We start from the raw sequence: 15,703 nt of genomic DNA, 5'->3' as shown, positions 1-15,703 counted from the left end.
ACCCTTACATGAAACTACAACGCGCCCAAGTCGAACGAAAAACAATCCCGACACTTTTTCATGGCGCGAACAGGGGAGTATCTGGTGACCAAATCGAACGGCAAGGGCGCCGGCATCGTGATCAAGAAATACGCGAACCGCCGCCTCTACGACACCTCGACCAGCCAGTATGTGACACTGGACTACCTTCGCGACCTCGTGAAGAAAGGCACCGATTTCCAGGTCGTTGACGCCAAGAGTGGTGACGATCTGACCCGCGGCGTGCTGGCCCAGATCATCTTTGAAGAGGAATCCCGCGGCGCCAATCTCCTGCCGGTGGATTTTCTGCGTCAGCTGATCGGCTTCTATGGCGACAGCCTGCAGAGCGTTGTGCCCGGCTATCTCCAGATGTCGATGAATTCCTTTTCGCAACAGCAGGAAGAATTTCGCGACAAGATGAGCGAAGCCATGAGCTCGCCGCAGGCCACCATGGCGATGCTTGAGGAGCAGACACGCCGCAACATGGAATTGTTCGGCCAGACCATGCGCATGTTCACGCCTTTCCAGGCCGGTGCGGCATCGGGCGCGACGACGTCCGCCGATAGCAAGGAAACCGACTCGCCGGACAGCAAGCCGGAGGATCTTTCGGCGCTGCGCGAGGAACTCGACAGCTTGCGGGCCAAGATGGACCAGCTGCTCGACAAGAAGTGATTGACGCGCGCCGGTCGGCCGCGACTGGCACAACCCGTTCACAGGGTTAACAAAATCGTACCGAAATGAGCCAACCGGTCCGCCTCGCGGGCCGGTTTTGCTTTGGCATCTGCCCCAAATGCCGCATTTGCAGCCAGAATCGTGGTTAACTTCTCATTAAGAGTTGGCATCCGGCTTGCGATGGAGAGGGCATGACCACGATCCGCAGCGCATATTCTGTCCCGACCCCGACCAGCCGGCGTATTGAGCCGGCCAGTCGTGTGCGCGGTTCGCAGGATCGTCCGCCGCGGCAGGACCGGGCCCTTGTCACCGTCCCGACCCCGCAATCGAACGAGCGCGACAGCGCCCGCTCTTTTGTGAGGGCCCGTCCTGCCACGGCGGAAGTCATGGTCCAGATCATCGGCGACGCCCCGCGTCGCGGCATCAAGGCCGAAGCCAGCGAAATTGAACGTTTCCGCCGCACCTATGCCCAGGCCAGCGCAAAGAAAGCGCCGCCCCCGATGTGGGAGCGGCGCGCATGACAATCGCTGTTGCCAAGGCCCGGCGCTATGGCTTCTGGCTCGATGTGAGCCTGGGCGCCAGCCTTCTCTTTGTGCTTCTCTAGCCGCCGTCGCCAACCGCGAGGTCGCGACGGGCTGCCACGATGGTGACGACGAAACCGGCAACGGTATCCATCAGCGTCATCAGCATGAGCAGGAAGAAGGTCGAGGTCGAAAAATGACCGACCAGCAGGAAGAGCGCCATCGCGATCACGAAGATCATCATGGACAGGCCATGATTGATGATCGTGGCGGTGCCTGATCCGGCAGCTTTGATCAGCTCCATGAAGAGCATGATCATGCCCAGGATGACCAGAAGATCACCCTTCGACAAAGGCAGGCTGCCCGACACCATCGGCACCGAGAAAACCTGTGTGCTCATGTCGGCGCCCGTTGTGTAGGCGACGATGGCATAGATGATCACCGGAATGATCAGAAGTGGAAATACGTTGAACATGGAACCTCCCCCATTGCCACGGCTGCCGCCCCGTCGGGCCTGGTTGGCTGCCGTCATACCTAACAATACGCCGTTATCCCCGCCTCCGGCCATGCATCACTCTCCCCGGTTGTGAAGCGGGCAAAAGACTCGCTTCTTTCAAACCATAATCAGAATTCATCACTGCCGCGCGAATTGCGGGCGCGTGAATTTAACCACATCACACCCATCATGTCTGTCAGTGAGGCGAAAAGACGACCAAAATTCGTATATTTCGACGTTCCGATCATGCGGTGGCGATGGGTGACCGGCCGGAATTCGCAGACATAACCCTCACGGATCATCAAGGCCGGCAGGAAACGGTGCTGATGGTCGAAGAAAGGCAGGGCGAGATAGGCCGAGCGCCGGAAGGCCTTGAGGCCGCATCCGGTGTCATTGCAATTATCATTCAGCATGGCCTTGCGCAGGCCGTTGCCGAAGCGCGAGGCGAATTTCTTCCAGGCCGAGTCCTGACGGTTGGCCGAGCGGTCGCCTCCGACCAGGGCCAGGTTTTCCGGCGCGTCATCCCGGGTCAGCGCATCTATCACCGTCGGCAGGTCCTGAGGCGGGTTCTGGCCATCGCCATCGAGCGTGCAGATGATGGCGCCACGCGCCTGCATCACACCGGTGCGAACCGAGCGGGACTGACCGGCATTGTGACGATGCGCGATCACGCGCAACATCGGCAATTCGGCCTTGGCGTCGATCAGCTCCTGGCGGGTCGCATCCTTCGAACAATCATCGACGAACAGGATTTCGAAGGACCGTCCATCCAGCGCGGCCGCGATTTCGCGGGCCAGCGGCACGACATTGCCGGCCTCGTTATAGGCCGGGACAACAACGGAGATTTCGGGAACGGTCTGGTCGGAAGGGCTCATAGGTGTCTGCTTGAGCTTGCGAATACGGGATGCCCGTTACATACCGGGTTTCAGTGAAGACGCGAGGGATTTCTCATGCCCCGCGTCGCCGACCGGCATGATGGCGGGATGAGCGGAGGAAATACATTGACCGATCTGGCTCGCGGTATCCGCGCCTGGTGGATCATCGGCCTGCTCGCTGCCCTGTCTGCCATGGCCGGCATTTTCACCCTGCCGCCGATCGACCGCGACGAGAGCCGCTACGCCCAGGCCACCGCCCAGATGCTGGAGAGCGGGAACTTCATCGAGATCAATTATCTCGACGAGCCGCGCAACAAGAAGCCGGTCGGCATTCATTGGCTGCAGGCCGCCGCCGTGGCCCTCGTCTCCGACGCGGATGACCGCCAGATCTGGGCCTATCGCCTGCCCTCCGTGCTCGGTGCGATCCTCGCGGCCCTCGCCTGTTTCTGGGGCGGTCAGCGCCTGGTCGGACGCGAAGCGGCCTTTGCCGGTGCGGCCCTGTTTGCCACGACAGTCCTTCTGGGGATCGAGGGCGGTATCGCCAAGACCGATGCGATGCTGGTCGGCTGTACCACCCTGGCCATGGCGGCTCTGGCCAATGTCCGCGGCGGGACAAATCCGGGCTGGCGAACCGGCCTCCTGTTCTGGGCGAGCCTGGGCGCCGGTATCCTGATCAAGGGACCGGTTACGCCGATGGTGGTGGGACTGACCGTTGCGGCACTCGTGATCTGGGAACGGCGGATTGCCTGGCTGAAACCGGTGCTGGTCTGGTGGGGACCGCTGCTCGCCATCCTCATCGTCACGCCCTGGCTGATTTCGATCCAGATTGCGACAGAGGGTGGTTTCCTGCGCGACGCGCTGGGCGATGACCTGGTGCCCAAGCTGGTTTCAGCCGACGAAAGACATGGGGGTCTTCCCGGGTATCATCTTCTGGTTCTTCCCCTGGTCTTCTTCCCCGCAACCCTGTTTCTCATTCCCGGCGCCGGGCGGATCGTCTCGGCCCTCCTAGGTGGTGACGACCGGATGGCAGGCGCGGCCCGTTTCCTGATCGCCTGGGCGATCCCGACCTGGCTCCTGTTCGAAATCCTGCCGACCAAGCTGCCGCACTATGTGCTGCCGGTTTACCCCGCGCTGGCGCTGGCCGCTGGCTGGGGTCTGGTCGAGCTGGCCAAGGCCGCTCGCTGGCAACGTTGGGCAAGTTGGACCCTGTTTGCTATCGGTGCGGGGGTGTTCGCAATCTTCCTGCCCTATGTCTTCATCACCTATGGCAATAATGCGAACTGGGATGCGATCCGGCTGGCCGGGGCCGGCTTTGAGGGCGGTTTCCAGCTCGGCTACGACATGGGCGCCATTGCCCGGGTTTTCGCCGGTCTCGCCATCTTCCTGGCGCTCGCCGTGGCCGCCCTGGTATCCGATCGCCTGCGACCCGGCGTTCTGGCCCTTGTCTTCGCGGTGCTGTCCGGCTTCGGCTGGCATATCGCGGCCCGAAGCGGCAGTTTTGCGGAGGCCTATGCGGTCCGACTGGCCGATCAGGTCCGCGCGGCGCGGGCCTATTCCGAAACCATCACCGGCCTGTCGCCGGATGAGATCGTGACCGCCTCCAGTTTCACCGAACCCAGCCTCGCTTTCTCTCTGGGTACAGACACGGTGCTGGGAACCACCGAAGAGGTCCTGGCCTTTGCTGAAGGCCGGGATGAACCGACGATGGTAGTGCTGGACTTGTCGCGGGATGCGGAGTTGCGGTCCTATCTGACACACCCATCCACGCTTGCCTGGTCCGACATCCAACCATTGGCGGAGCGCTTCGCGGCCCTGCGGATATGTCACCGGACACTTGCAGCCGGTACGAATTATGCGCGCGGCACCAATACCGTCCTTGCCATTGCCTTTACGTATTGTGCCTCTGATAGCCTGCCGCAGAACCCGTTGACCAACGAGGACACCCCCAATGACCCGCAAGATTGAGATCGTTGAAGTCGGACCGCGCGACGGGTTGCAGAATGATCCGGCGATGATGTCGACGGACAGCAAGATCGAGTTCGTCGAGCGTCTGATCGCGGCCGGGGTGCGGCGCATGGAGGCGGCGAGTTTTGTCCATCCCAAGCTGGTACCGGCGATGGCCGACAGCGATGCGGTCATGCAGCGCGTGCCGCGGCAGGACGGGGTGAAATATATCGGCCTGGCGCTCAATGAACGCGGCATGCGGCGGGCGCTGGAGAATGGCTGCGACGAGGTCAATTACGTCATGGTCGCCTCGCCCGGCTTCGGTCTGAAGAACCAGAACGCGACGCCGGACCAGACCGCTGACCTGTTCGACCGTATCGCCATTCTCGCCCATGATGAGGGCGTACCGGTCTCGGTGACGGTGTCGGTCGCCTTCGGTGATCCCTTTGACGGCGAGGTCGACCCCAAGGTCGTTGCCCGCCTTGCCGCCCGGGCCCGCGCCGCCGGCGCATCCGAGTTTGCCATGGGTGACACGATCGGTGTCGCCGACCCGTGGGCGGTCCGCCGTATGCTGGATCTTGTGCGCGCCGAAAGCGGTGACATGAAGATCCGCATGCACTTCCACAACACGCGCAATACCGCGATGGCCAATATCTACGCGGCGGTCGAGGCGGGGGTTGATGTCATCGATGCCTCGGTCGGCGGCATTGGCGGCTGCCCGTTTGCGCCGGCCGCGACCGGCAATGTGGCGACCGAGGACGTGGTATACATGCTCGAGCGCGGCGGGTTCGAGACCGGGCTGGACCTGGACAAGTTGATTGAAACCGCGAAATGGCTGGAGAGCGACGGGTTGAAACACCCGGTCGACAGCGCCCTGTCTAGAGCGGGCGGGTTTCCGAAACCGGCGGATTAGCCGCTTCGGCTGCCGGAAGCGCGGTTCGATCGCGCCCGCCACGCTTCGACTCCATCCGGCGCAGCCTTGCGACGGCGCGTCGGCGTCGGAGCAGTGTGGCAATGCGCCCACGCAGATGTATCAAGGTCACACGCCCCCAGATCGCCGCAAAAATCGGAACGATCATCAGCATCGTAAACAGGCGCTCCAGCGCCCCTGGATAGTATTTCCAGAAATATTTGACGAAGCCGAGCGCCTTGTGGGTCTCAACGAAATAGGGGCTGGACTTGCTCGTACCCCCATAATGCAGGATCGAGGCGCGCGGCTCGAACCAGACCGTCCCGCCGCATTCACGAACCTTGCGACAAATGTCGATATCCTCGACGTGCAGGAAATACCGCTCGTCAAAGCCACCCATCTGCAGGAAAGCCCGACGCGGCATCATCATCGCTGCGCCCGACACAACCGGCACGGACGCGAGTTCGGTCGGCAGGTCTTCATGCTCGAAGTGCAGGCTTTTCACGAATGGCAGCAAACGATCGAGCCCAAGGAACGTCACCATCGCCGAGCGCGGTGTCAACTCACCGCGACGCCCGCCGCGCTGCTCTGTGCCGTCTGAATTGACGATCCGCGCGCCAATCACCCAGACCGTGTCGCCGAGCTGTTTGGCGGAAGCCTTGAGTCGGCTGGCAACCCCTTTGGCGAGCACCGCGTCGGGATTGAGAAAGAGGACCAGATCGCCACTGGCGCGCTGCGCGCCGATATTACAGCCGCGGGCAAACCCGTAATTGGCGCCGGTCTCGACCAAAACAAAGTCGTCCCGGTCAGCCGCCATGGCCCGCAATGATTGGATCAGCTCGGGTGGATTGCCATGATTGACGAGCACGAATTCGTCCACGCCAGGCGCTGCCAGTATGGACTCAACGGCCTCCACAAGATGCGGCCCGGTCTGCCAGGAGACCGTAACCACGGACAGGCGCGGTTCCGCTATCGCGGGCGATGTCTCGCCGCGAGAAAGAACACGCTCGTTGCTGCCAACGCCAATGTCCCTTGGTGCCATTCTTGCCAGACCCCATAGGAGAAAACGATCAAGGACACATAGACCACAGTAATCCAAGCCACAGCAATCGCCTGCAACCGTGACAGCTGCGGCGCAGCGGCGATCCGTCCCCCCAAAGCGACAAGCACGCCAGCCAAAAGCGCGGCTCCGACCGCCCCGGTCTCGAGCCAGACATGCAGAGTGGCATTGTGTGGGTGCATCGGCAAGGCCTCGACATTATGCAAACTGCCGAGGGCAAAGACTTCAGCCTCGCCATTGAGCGGGCGAGAGGCGTCCAGACCGTAGCCGAACCAGGGCTGTTCGCGGATCAGGTCACCGGTATAGCTCCAGATCTGCAAGCGCCATTCGAACGAGGCCGGCAAGGCCGCCCGCCAACTGTCCGGCATCACATCGATCAATCCGGGCAGGATAAGCGGCAGGACAATGACAGCCCCGGCCAGCAAGCCGAACAAACAGGCCAGCATGGTGCGCGGCCACAAGGCGGTCAGACCGGCCGCGACCAGACCGAACACAAAGGCGACCGTGTTGACTTCGGTGTCGAAGCTGAAGGCGGCAATCGCGGCGAGCACAAGAATGCCGACACCGATGGCCGGCCCGCCTTCCCGCCAGGTTATCAGCGCCGCCGGCATGCTCATGAGAAGCAACGGAACCGCGGCGTGACCGAGGCTGCGATTCACCAGGATTTCGACCCCGAACTCGCCATGCACCGCACCATTTTCCTCGGCAAGTTTGAACCCGCGGGTGGCGGCCCCGTCAAACAGGGTTTCCGACAGCAGGAAAAGCCCCAGCGCGATGACCCCGAACAGGAGCGCGGTCTCGGCCCGTCGACGCCAAGGCCCGTCCAATTGTCCGACGCGGACCGCGAACAGGATGTAGAGCGGCACGCCCAGACCGGTCCGCCACAATTGGCGGGCATCATCATGCGGGGACCAGGAAAAGCTCACCAACGCCCACGCCAGGAACACGCCCACGCCGAACAAGGCCCAGGGCGGGCGCTCGGGACGCCAGAACCGGCCATGAACCGGAAAGGCGAAGACCGCGAGCAGCGACACCCAGGGAGCAATCATCAGACTGCCCGCCACGCCGAAGGGGAAGGCGAAGGCAAAAGCCAGAAGCCCTGCCCAGCCTGCCCGGGTGTCGCCGCGCTGCATCGCCTTCCCTACGGTCTAGGCGCGCTTGAGGTCGGGCGCCTTGGCGTCCTCGCTCAAACGGGCAATGGCGTCGGACAGCGGCAGGACTTCCTGCTTGTTGCCGCCTTCTCCAAGGAAGCGCAGGGCCAGCGTGCCCTCTTCGGCTTCCTTGCGGCCAACAACGGCGATCACCGGCACCTTGCCGACCGAATGTTCGCGGACCTTGTAGTTGATCTTTTCATTACGCAGATCGGTTTCGGCGTGCATGCCCGCCTTGACCATCGCCGCCTTGACCTCTTCGGCGTAGGCGTCTGCGTCCGAGGTGATCGTCGCGATCACGACCTGACGCGGCGCCAGCCAGAGGGGCAGCTTGCCGGCATAGCTCTCGATCAGCACACCCAGGAAACGCTCCAGCGAGCCCAGAATGGCCCGGTGCAGCATGACCGGGCGATGTTTCTCGCTGTCATCACCGATAAAGCTGGCATCGAGCCGTTCCGGCAGGTTGAAGTCGCACTGGATCGTGCCCGTCTGCCATTCGCGACCGATCGCATCCTTGACCACAAAGTCCAGCTTGGGACCGTAAAAGGCGCCGTCGCCGGGATTGTACTCATAGTCGAGACCCGAAGCCTCGGCGGCAGCCTTCAGCGAGGCTTCCGCCTGATCCCAGACCTCGTCCGAACCAACCCGCTGTTCGGGGCGATCGGAGAATTTGATCCGCGGCTCTTCAAAGCCGAAATCGGCATAGACGGATTTCAGAAGCTCACAGAAATCGCTGACTTCCGCCGTGATCTGGTCGCTGGTGCAGAAGATGTGGGCATCGTCCTGCACGAAGCCGCGCACCCGCATCAGACCATGCAACGATCCGGACGGTTCATAGCGGTGACACGAGCCGAATTCGGCCATGCGCAGCGGCAGGTCGCGATAGGATTTCTGGCCCTGGTTGAACACCTGAACATGACACGGGCAGTTCATCGGCTTCACGGCCAGGACTTTCTCTTCCTGGTCGATCGAGGAGATGAACATGTTCTCGCGATATTTGTCCCAGTGGCCGGAAGCCTCCCAGAATTTGCGGTCCATCAGCTGCGGCGTGCGGATCTCGACATAGCCGGCGGCGTCGAGGCGGCGACGCATATAATTCATCACCGTGCGATAGAGGCGCCAGCCATTGGGATGCCAGAAAACCTGGCCCTGGGCCTCTTCCTGGAAATGGAAGAGTTCCATCTGCTTGCCGAGACGGCGGTGATCGCGCTTTTCGGCCTCTTCGAGGCGATGCAGGTGCGCCTTGAGCTGCTTCTCGTCGGCCCAGGCCGTGCCGTAAATGCGCTGCAGCATGGCGTTGCGATGATCGCCGCGCCAATAGGCACCGGCCACCTTCATCAGCTTGAACGCCTTGCCGATCTTGCCCGTCGACGGCAGGTGCGGCCCGAGGCAGAGATCAAACCATTCGCCCTGGCGATAGATCGTGATCGTCTCGTCTTCCGGCAGATCGCGGATCAGCTCGGCCTTGTAGGTCTCACCCATGGATTCGAATTTCGCGATGGCGTCATTGCGGTCCCAGACTTCACGCTCGAACGGCAGGTCGGCATCGACGATCTCGCCCATGCGCTTTTCGATCGCCTCGAAATCTTCCGGCGTGAAGGGTTCGCTGCGGGCAAAGTCGTAATAGAAGCCATCCTCGATGGCCGGGCCGATCGTGACTTGCGTGCCGGGGAAAAGATCCTGCACCGCTTGCGCGAGAATGTGGGCGGTGTCGTGGCGGATCACCTCGAGCGCCCTGTCATCCTTGCGGGTGATGATGGCCACTTGGGCATCGCCCTCGAGCGGGCGTTTCAGGTCCCAGTCCTGACCGTCGACCTGGGCGATGATGGCCGCCTTGGCGAGGGATTTGGAAATATCCTCGGCGAGGTCCAGCGGGGAGGCGCCATCCGGCAATTCGCGTTTGGATCCGTCGGGAAGCGTCACATTGATCATTGTCACATGTCCTTGTCGTCGGCGCGGTCCGCCGGCGGAAGCCTGTCATCCATCACACGACCCGGTTTCGATCTGAATCGCCAGACCGCCCACCAGGGCGCTTCGTTGCGTTCGCGCGGGGCCGGATCGACACCGAAAGTGCCGCCGGGCCGGCATCGGCCCAGCCGCCCCAGCGTCAACCAACCACCGCGCCAGGGTCCCTGGGCGCGGATCGCGTCCATGGAATAATGCGAGCAGGTCGGTTCATGCCGGCAGCGGATGCCGAGGGCATAGAAGACCGGAGACAGGCTGAGCTGATAGGCACGAAGCCCGATCAGCATGATGCCGGCAACCGGGCCGTTGAGCCCCCATCTCCGTTCGCGTGAACGCATATGGAATCAAGCCTTTTAACGTCGCGGTGCGCGCTGTCCACCATGGACATGAAGCGCGCTTCGCGGACCGCAGTAAAGTTACGGGGTGAGGTCTGTTTGCTTGCGGACCGTCCACCGCCCCCTGCCGGCGCGGCAGGTGCGGACGGCCCTAGCCAGTCAGCGGAGTGGTTTGTGGCGTGGCAGCGCGGCCGCGGGTCGCGGTCGCGGCGGCATCAACAACCGCTTCAAACGCCAGCATCACCGACTGGTGGCGGGCCGGATAGGCGCGCGCGCTTTCCAGCAGGGCCAGCTCGGCAAAGCGGCCACGAGGCGCTGGCTTGCCCTCTTTCAGCATCGCCCGAAGCTGGTCACGGGCCATCACGAGATCCTTGTGCGAGGCGCCGATCACATGGCGGCCGAGAATGGCCGCCGAAGCCTGCCCGAGCGCACAGGCTTTCACCCGCAGGGCCAGATCCCCGACCCGGTTGCCGGCCATGGCGATATCGACCTCGATCTCCGAGCCGCACAGGCGCGACACCTTGCGCGCAGACGCGTGCGGCCGGGCGAGACGCCCGATGCGCGGAATATCCGCGGCCAGCCGCAAGACGGCATTGGAGTAGAGTTCATCGCTCATGTCAGGGATAATTTAGGGAGAAACGCGGCGGCGCGCCAGTGGGTGCGATCCTGCGCCTCAATCCTCCTCGTAATCATCCTCATCGAGATAGGTCGGCTCGGTGCGGCCGAGCACTTCCGGGATGTCACCGAAAGGCTCGTCGCCCTCGTCCGGGTCCGGTTCCCAGACATCATCGATCTCGATCGACCAGAAGCCTTCCGCCTGGGCGGCGCCTTCGGCCAGACGGCCGGCCGCGTCCGCATCCGCAGCGACGACGCCGTAGGTGACGAAGCAATCACCCACGGCATCCTCGACCTGCAGGAGCACATTGAAGCCTTTAAGTGCCATCGTCCTAGTCCAGCTTGCGCCAGGTCGAGCCTTCCGGCCCGTCATCGACCTGGACCTTGAGCGCGTTGAGCTCGTCACGGACCGCATCCGCCGTCGCCCAATCCTTGCCTTCCCGTGCCGTCTGGCGACGGATGATGAGGTCGTCGATCTTCGCCCGTTCGGCCGGATCGAGATCGGTCAGGCCGAACCAGGCATCCGGATCCGACTGGCCCAGGCCCAACAGGCTGGCCGCCGCCAGCAGCTCGCCCTTGGCCCGCGCCTTTTCAACATCGCTGACCGCCTTGTTGGCATTGCCGGCGAGCTGGAACAGCTCGGACAGGGCCTTGGGCGTGTTGAGATCGTCATGCAGCGCCTCCAGGAAGGCCGCCGGCACATCGCCCGGTGTCGCCTCGACATCGCCGAGACGGCGCAGCACGCCATAGACGCGGTCCAGCGACCGCCGCGTCTTGGCCAGCAGGTCTGCCGTCCAGGTCAGCGGCGCCCGGTAATGCGCGGTCAGCAGGGCATAGCGCAGCACTTCACCGGGATGATCCTTGATCAACTCGTGCACGAGCTGAACATTGCCCAGAGATTTCGACATCTTGTCTGTGCCCATGGTCAGAAAACCATTGTGCAGCCAGTAATTGGCCATCGGCGCGCCCTTGTGGGCGCAGACCGACTGGGCGATCTCGTTCTCATGGTGCGGGAAGACCAGATCGGTGCCGCCGCCATGAATGTCGATCGTCTTGCCGAGATGTTTCTCGCTCATGGCCGAGCATTCCAGGTGCCAGCCCGGACGACCGCGACCCCACGGGCTCTCCCAACCCGGCTCGTCATCCTTGGCCGGCTTCCACAACACGAAATCAGCCGGATTGCGCTTGTAGCTGGCCACTTCGACCCGCGCCCCGGCGATCATGTCGTCGAGATCGCGATTGGAGAGACGGCCGTATTTTTCATACGAAGCGACATCGAACAGGACATGGCCATCCGCCTCATAGGCATGACCGCCATAGACCAGGTTCTGCACCATGCCGATCATCTCGGGGATGTGATCGGTGGCATGCGGTTCGATGGTCGGCAGGGTGACGCCCAGCGCGCCCATATCGGCCCGGTAGATGTCGGCATAATGGGTGGTGATGTCCTCGATCGGCTTGCCGCTTTCGCGCGCCGTTTCGATGATCTTGTCATCCACATCGGTGATATTGCGGGCATAGATCACCTGGTCGGCGCCGTAGAGACGACGCAGGACGCGGAACAGCGTGTCGAAGACGACCGCCGGACGGGCATTGCCGATATGGGCGTAGGAATAGACGGTCGGTCCGCAGACATACATCGTCACCCGGCCTGGATCGGTCGGTTCGAAGTCGCGCTTGCGGCGCGCCATCGTGTCGAAAAGGGTGAGCGAAGTCATGGGGAAACCCGTCTTTGGTCTGGTGTGATACTGAAATATTCCGCGCCGTATGCGACCCAATCATTGGAAATCACGCGCGGACCGCCTAAATACCCGCAAGTGCGCAAGCGCGAAAGCAGAGGATAACAGGTACGACAGTCCAATCGCTGTCGTCTGCATCCTCGATCCGGAAACCGGCACTACGGTTTGGACGTATACGCCGAACCGACCCGAGAACGAAAGGATCCATGAGGATGGACGCCGTGACCCCTGACGCTGCCCGGTTGGCAGCCGCTATCAAATCCAAGCCGAGCCGCGAAGAGGCGGAAGCCGCTGTTCGCACCCTGATCTCCTGGGCCGGCGATGATCCGGACCGTGAAGGCCTGCTCGACACGCCCAAGCGCGTGGTCAAAGCCTATGAGGAATGGTTCTCGGGCTATGGCGCCGATCCGCTCAAGGCGCTCGGCAAGACTTTCGAGGACGTGCAGGGCTATGACGACATGGTCATGCTGACCAATATCGATGTCGAGAGCCATTGCGAACACCATCTCGCCCCGATCATGGGCGTGGCCCATGTCGCCTACCTGCCGTCAAAGGCCGTGGTCGGCATCTCCAAGATTGCCCGCGTCGTCGAGATCTTCTCCAAGCGCATGCAGACGCAGGAGACGATGACCGCCCAGATCGCCGACGCCCTGACCGAGGCGATGGAACCGCGCGGCGTTGCCGTGCTGGTCGATGCCAAGCACCAGTGCATGACCACACGCGGCGTGCACCATCCCAATGTCTCGACCATCACCACCACCTTCACCGGCGAATTCCGCAATGACCGCGATCTCAAGGACCGTTTCATGCGCCTGCTTGAGCGCGCCTAGACATCTTTGAAGACGACACCGAACGAGCCCCGAAGCGATGCTTCGGGGCTTTTTTGTGCGAATTCGAAATAGTAGGAATGATATCAGTCAGTCACCACGACCATCATACGCGGAATGTGAAGACTTTATAACGAATTCAGCGCGAGGTCTGGATTCCATCACTCAGTCTGTTACGCCTTCATCTCATGCGCTTTATTGCCGCGATACTGAGAAATCCGAAAATTCTGATCGAAGAAAGGGATGTGCAACATGCAAAATATTGTCATCACAACCTTCGCGTCTGCCGTGTTGGCCGTCGCGATGGCATCTCCCTCACTAAGCCAGGAGCCAGACATGACCGACGCCCAAGCCCCGGAACAGTTCGAACTGACCGATCAACACGTGACCGCCTTCATTCACGCCGCGACCGGCATAAATGCCGTCGTTGAGGATCTCGGCCCGCAGATCGAGGCGGCCGAGACCGAGGACACACGCCAGCAGCTCCAGACGCAGGCCCAGGCCCAGATGGCCGAGATTGTCACGGATGCCGGCCTGACGGTCGTCCAGTATAATTCGATCGCCAACGCGGCGCAGAGCGATGAGGACATTGCCAACCGCATCCGCATGACCGCCGAAGCAATGGACACGCAGCAATAGCGTTCCAACGCGACAAGAAAAGGGGCCGCACCGTGATCCACGCTGCGGCCCTCTCTTTTTTGCCGAAGCCCCGTGATCAGGCGGCTTCAAGCAGGCCTTCAGCCTTCAAGGCTGCCTGAACTGCCGGACGGGCGGCCACGCGCGCCTGGTAGGCTGCCAGCCTTGGCTGGTCCGCAAGGCCGATCTTGGTCGGACCGGTCCAATTGGCCAGGGTGAAGAGATAGGCGTCGGCAATCGAGAAGTCGGCGCCCGTCAGATAGTCGCGGCCATCGGCTAGGGTCGCCTCGATCATGTCGAGGCGCGACTTCACCTTGGTGATCGCAGCCTGCTTGGCCTCATCGCTGGTGTCCGGTGAAAACAGCGGGCCGAAGCTCTTGTGCAATTCCGATGACAGGAAAGTCAGCCATTCATTGACGCGGGCCCGCGCCGGTGTGCCGGCGGCCGGCGCCAGGCCGGCTTCGGGATGGCTGTCGGCGATGTGCTGGACGATCGCCGCGCCTTCGGTCAGCGGCAGGGCTTCACCGATATCCAGCGCCGGCACATAGCCTTTCGGATTGACGTCCCGGAAGCGAGCACCGCTGGCGACGATCTTGCCGCTGGCCAGATCGACCCGCTCGAGTTCAACCGGCACACCGGCCTCGCGCAGCGCGATATGGGGGGAGAGCGAGCAGGCGCCGGGGGAGAAATAGAGTTTCATCAGACATGTCCTTTTGCTGGTGATGAAGGGGAAGGTCAGGCAGCGACAGGGGCCACTGCCGGTGTGGTGAGATCGGCCATCAGGTCGGAGACCCGGCGATGCTTGAGAAGCGGCGCGCCCTGCCCGGCATAGAGCGAGGCGAAGTCCTCATCGCCGGCAGCAATGGCAGCGCGTTTGAGATGGCCGAGGAACCAGGCCTGGACAGGAAAGGGCGGCAGCTGGCCGGCCCGCTTGTCCATCTCGGCGATGACCCGGTTGGGAATGCCGCGCGCCAACCGGCCGGTATAGGCGCGGGTGAGCACGGTGTGGCGCGCCCGGTCGGTGAAGAGGACATCGCGGTGGGCATCATTGGTGCCGGACTCGGCACAGGCAAGAAAAGCCGTCCCGAGCTGGGCGGCGCCCGCGCCAAGCGCCATCGCCCCCTCGATCCCGACCCGGTCCGCAATGCCGCCGGCGGCGATCACCGGACGCTTGATCCGGCTCGCGATCTGGCGGGTCAGGGGCAGTGTGCCGATCAGATTTTTCTCGGCCGGCTCAAGGAAAGCGGGGCGGTGACCGCCGGCCTCAAAACCCGTCGCCAGGATCAGGTCGACGCCGGCCGCATCAAGCGCTTCGGCTTCCGCCAGCGTCGTCGCGGCACCCAGCGTGACAATATCGCGCTGCCGGCACGCTTCCAGGACGGCGCGATCGGGAATGCCGAACACGAAGGAGAAGACACGCGGCCGGGCTTCCAGCACGGCATCGATCTGCTCGGTGAATCTTGGATGATAACGCGGCTGTGGCTCCGGCCGTTCAAGACCGTATTCGGCGAAGAAAGGCTGGTAGACCTGCCAGACCGCGTCGAAGGCCTCGCTCGAAAACGGATCACCACCCGGATCATGATCCGAGATCCACAGATTGAGGGCGACAGGACCGGCGGTCGCGGCGCGCAAGCGGGCCGCCAGGGCCTCAATCCCGTCGGGTTCCAGATAATGGGCACCAAAGGAACCGAGGCCGCCGGCATCGGTGACCGCGGCTGCCAGTTCAACCGTCGACAGGCCGCCGCCGAATGGTCCCTGGATGATCGGGTGGCGCAGACCGATACGCTGCTGGATGTCCGTCTGGGGCACGGGATTGTCCTCCTGTCCGTTGCCATCGACGGCACAGGTGGGGCGCCTGCTTACGAATTGTAACCTTGTCGCTTTCGGTAATCGTGATTTTGTACTATCCCGGTGGTAAGCCGCTTACCGGGAAGTCAGC

General features: G+C 62.7%; 17 protein-coding genes. 6 read left to right on the top strand and 11 right to left on the bottom strand.

Translation table 11 applies throughout. The features are described from left to right. Positions 1–84 precede the first annotated feature (84 nt). A complete protein-coding gene (phaR, locus tag C7435_RS15815; RefSeq protein WP_083635241.1) occupies positions 85–690 on the top strand; it encodes a polyhydroxyalkanoate synthesis repressor PhaR in 606 nt (201 codons plus the stop codon). Positions 691–881: 191 nt separating this feature from the next. After that, positions 882–1,211 carry a hypothetical protein gene (locus tag C7435_RS15810; RefSeq protein WP_075191248.1) on the top strand — a complete coding sequence of 110 codons (330 nt, stop codon included), beginning with the start codon at positions 882–884 and terminating at the stop codon, positions 1,209–1,211. Between the two features lie 79 nt (positions 1,212–1,290). Here C7435_RS15810 and C7435_RS15805 read toward each other — a convergent pair whose 3' ends face one another. Together C7435_RS15805 and C7435_RS15800 are read right to left on the bottom strand one after the other, a co-directional pair. Beyond that, positions 1,291–1,686, bottom strand: coding sequence for a hypothetical protein (locus tag C7435_RS15805; RefSeq protein WP_233128344.1), 396 nt, complete (start codon positions 1,684–1,686; stop codon positions 1,291–1,293). Positions 1,687–1,835: 149 nt separating this feature from the next. Continuing rightward, positions 1,836–2,582, bottom strand: coding sequence for a glycosyltransferase family 2 protein (locus C7435_RS15800; RefSeq protein WP_121212435.1), 747 nt, complete (start codon positions 2,580–2,582; stop codon positions 1,836–1,838). Between the two features lie 75 nt (positions 2,583–2,657). On the opposite strand from C7435_RS15800, the gene C7435_RS15795 reads away from it, so the two are divergent. Both C7435_RS15795 and C7435_RS15790 read left to right on the top strand, forming a co-directional pair. Further along, positions 2,658–4,547, top strand: a complete 1,890-nt coding sequence (locus C7435_RS15795) for an ArnT family glycosyltransferase (RefSeq protein WP_121212434.1) — start codon at positions 2,658–2,660, stop codon at positions 4,545–4,547. Next, positions 4,531–5,439 carry a hydroxymethylglutaryl-CoA lyase gene (locus C7435_RS15790; RefSeq protein ID WP_121212433.1) on the top strand — a complete coding sequence of 303 codons (909 nt, stop codon included), beginning with the start codon at positions 4,531–4,533 and terminating at the stop codon, positions 5,437–5,439. Before C7435_RS15795 ends, C7435_RS15790 begins: the two co-directional genes overlap by 17 nt. Here C7435_RS15790 and C7435_RS15785 read toward each other — a convergent pair. The 7 genes from C7435_RS15785 to cysS form a co-directional block, all read right to left on the bottom strand. Then, complete coding sequence (locus C7435_RS15785; protein ID WP_170150514.1) at positions 5,405–6,388, bottom strand: glycosyltransferase family 2 protein; 984 nt, start codon at positions 6,386–6,388, stop codon at positions 5,405–5,407. The genes C7435_RS15790 and C7435_RS15785 overlap by 35 nt on opposite strands. 17 nt (positions 6,389–6,405) lie before the next feature. Continuing rightward, entirely contained in the window at positions 6,406–7,629 is a 1,224-nt protein-coding gene (locus C7435_RS15780) for an O-antigen ligase family protein (RefSeq protein WP_121212431.1), read from the bottom strand. A gap of 15 nt (positions 7,630–7,644) precedes the next feature. Then, on the bottom strand, positions 7,645–9,579 hold the full coding sequence (gene thrS, locus C7435_RS15775; protein WP_121212430.1) for a threonine--tRNA ligase: 1,935 nt from the start codon (positions 9,577–9,579) through the stop codon (positions 7,645–7,647). 2 nt (positions 9,580–9,581) lie between these two features. Continuing rightward, positions 9,582–9,950, bottom strand: coding sequence for a membrane protein insertion efficiency factor YidD (gene yidD / locus C7435_RS15770; RefSeq protein ID WP_075191240.1), 369 nt, complete (start codon positions 9,948–9,950; stop codon positions 9,582–9,584). 148 nt (positions 9,951–10,098) lie between these two features. Then, positions 10,099–10,563 (bottom strand): iron-sulfur cluster assembly scaffold protein, encoded by a 465-nt coding sequence (locus C7435_RS15765; protein ID WP_121212429.1) that lies wholly within the window; start codon positions 10,561–10,563, stop codon positions 10,099–10,101. 57 nt (positions 10,564–10,620) lie between these two features. Continuing rightward, a complete protein-coding gene (locus tag C7435_RS15760) occupies positions 10,621–10,890 on the bottom strand; it encodes a hypothetical protein (RefSeq protein WP_121212428.1) in 270 nt (89 codons plus the stop codon). 4 nt (positions 10,891–10,894) lie between these two features. Further along, a complete protein-coding gene (gene cysS / locus C7435_RS15755; RefSeq protein WP_121212427.1) occupies positions 10,895–12,280 on the bottom strand; it encodes a cysteine--tRNA ligase in 1,386 nt (461 codons plus the stop codon). Positions 12,281–12,513: 233 nt separating this feature from the next. On the opposite strand from cysS, the gene folE reads away from it, so the two are divergent. Beyond that, positions 12,514–13,131 carry a GTP cyclohydrolase I FolE gene (gene folE / locus C7435_RS15750; RefSeq protein ID WP_075191236.1) on the top strand — a complete coding sequence of 206 codons (618 nt, stop codon included), beginning with the start codon at positions 12,514–12,516 and terminating at the stop codon, positions 13,129–13,131. A gap of 333 nt (positions 13,132–13,464) precedes the next feature. Continuing rightward, entirely contained in the window at positions 13,465–13,767 is a 303-nt protein-coding gene (locus C7435_RS15745; RefSeq protein WP_170150513.1) for a DUF4168 domain-containing protein, read from the top strand. Between the two features lie 76 nt (positions 13,768–13,843). Here the strand turns inward: C7435_RS15745 and gstA are convergent, their stop codons facing one another. Both gstA and C7435_RS15735 read right to left on the bottom strand, forming a co-directional pair. After that, on the bottom strand, positions 13,844–14,464 hold the full coding sequence (gene gstA / locus C7435_RS15740) for a glutathione transferase GstA (RefSeq protein WP_075191234.1): 621 nt from the start codon (positions 14,462–14,464) through the stop codon (positions 13,844–13,846). A 35-nt stretch (positions 14,465–14,499) separates the two neighbouring features. Continuing rightward, complete coding sequence (locus C7435_RS15735; protein WP_121212425.1) at positions 14,500–15,573, bottom strand: NAD(P)H-dependent flavin oxidoreductase; 1,074 nt, start codon at positions 15,571–15,573, stop codon at positions 14,500–14,502. Positions 15,574–15,703: the final 130 nt, after the last annotated feature.

The sequence above is a fragment of the Maricaulis maris genome, from assembly GCF_003634045.1.
GTDB classification, from domain to species: Bacteria; Pseudomonadota; Alphaproteobacteria; order Caulobacterales; family Maricaulaceae; genus Maricaulis; species Maricaulis maris.
This window is presented reverse-complemented; position numbering and strand designations above follow the sequence as displayed.

Bases quoted from the DNA above. Each gene is read 5' to 3' on its own strand.
- C7435_RS15805 (WP_233128344.1), bottom strand. From the start codon at position 1,686: ATGTTCAACGTATTTCCACTTCTGATCATTCCGGTGATCATCTATGCC.
- yidD (WP_075191240.1), bottom strand. From the start codon at position 9,950: ATGCGTTCACGCGAACGGAGATGGGGGCTCAACGGCCCGGTTGCCGGC.
- C7435_RS15790 (WP_121212433.1), top strand. From the start codon at position 4,531: ATGACCCGCAAGATTGAGATCGTTGAAGTCGGACCGCGCGACGGGTTG.
- thrS (WP_121212430.1), bottom strand. From the start codon at position 9,579: ATGATCAATGTGACGCTTCCCGACGGATCCAAACGCGAATTGCCGGAT.
- C7435_RS15760 (WP_121212428.1), bottom strand. From the start codon at position 10,890: ATGGCACTTAAAGGCTTCAATGTGCTCCTGCAGGTCGAGGATGCCGTG.
- C7435_RS15810 (WP_075191248.1), top strand. From the start codon at position 882: ATGACCACGATCCGCAGCGCATATTCTGTCCCGACCCCGACCAGCCGG.
- C7435_RS15780 (WP_121212431.1), bottom strand. From the start codon at position 7,629: ATGCAGCGCGGCGACACCCGGGCAGGCTGGGCAGGGCTTCTGGCTTTT.
- C7435_RS15745 (WP_170150513.1), top strand. From the start codon at position 13,465: ATGACCGACGCCCAAGCCCCGGAACAGTTCGAACTGACCGATCAACAC.
- C7435_RS15795 (WP_121212434.1), top strand. From the start codon at position 2,658: ATGCCCCGCGTCGCCGACCGGCATGATGGCGGGATGAGCGGAGGAAAT.
- C7435_RS15765 (WP_121212429.1), bottom strand. From the start codon at position 10,563: ATGAGCGATGAACTCTACTCCAATGCCGTCTTGCGGCTGGCCGCGGAT.
- folE (WP_075191236.1), top strand. From the start codon at position 12,514: ATGGACGCCGTGACCCCTGACGCTGCCCGGTTGGCAGCCGCTATCAAA.
- gstA (WP_075191234.1), bottom strand. From the start codon at position 14,464: ATGAAACTCTATTTCTCCCCCGGCGCCTGCTCGCTCTCCCCCCATATC.
- C7435_RS15800 (WP_121212435.1), bottom strand. From the start codon at position 2,582: ATGAGCCCTTCCGACCAGACCGTTCCCGAAATCTCCGTTGTTGTCCCG.
- cysS (WP_121212427.1), bottom strand. From the start codon at position 12,280: ATGACTTCGCTCACCCTTTTCGACACGATGGCGCGCCGCAAGCGCGAC.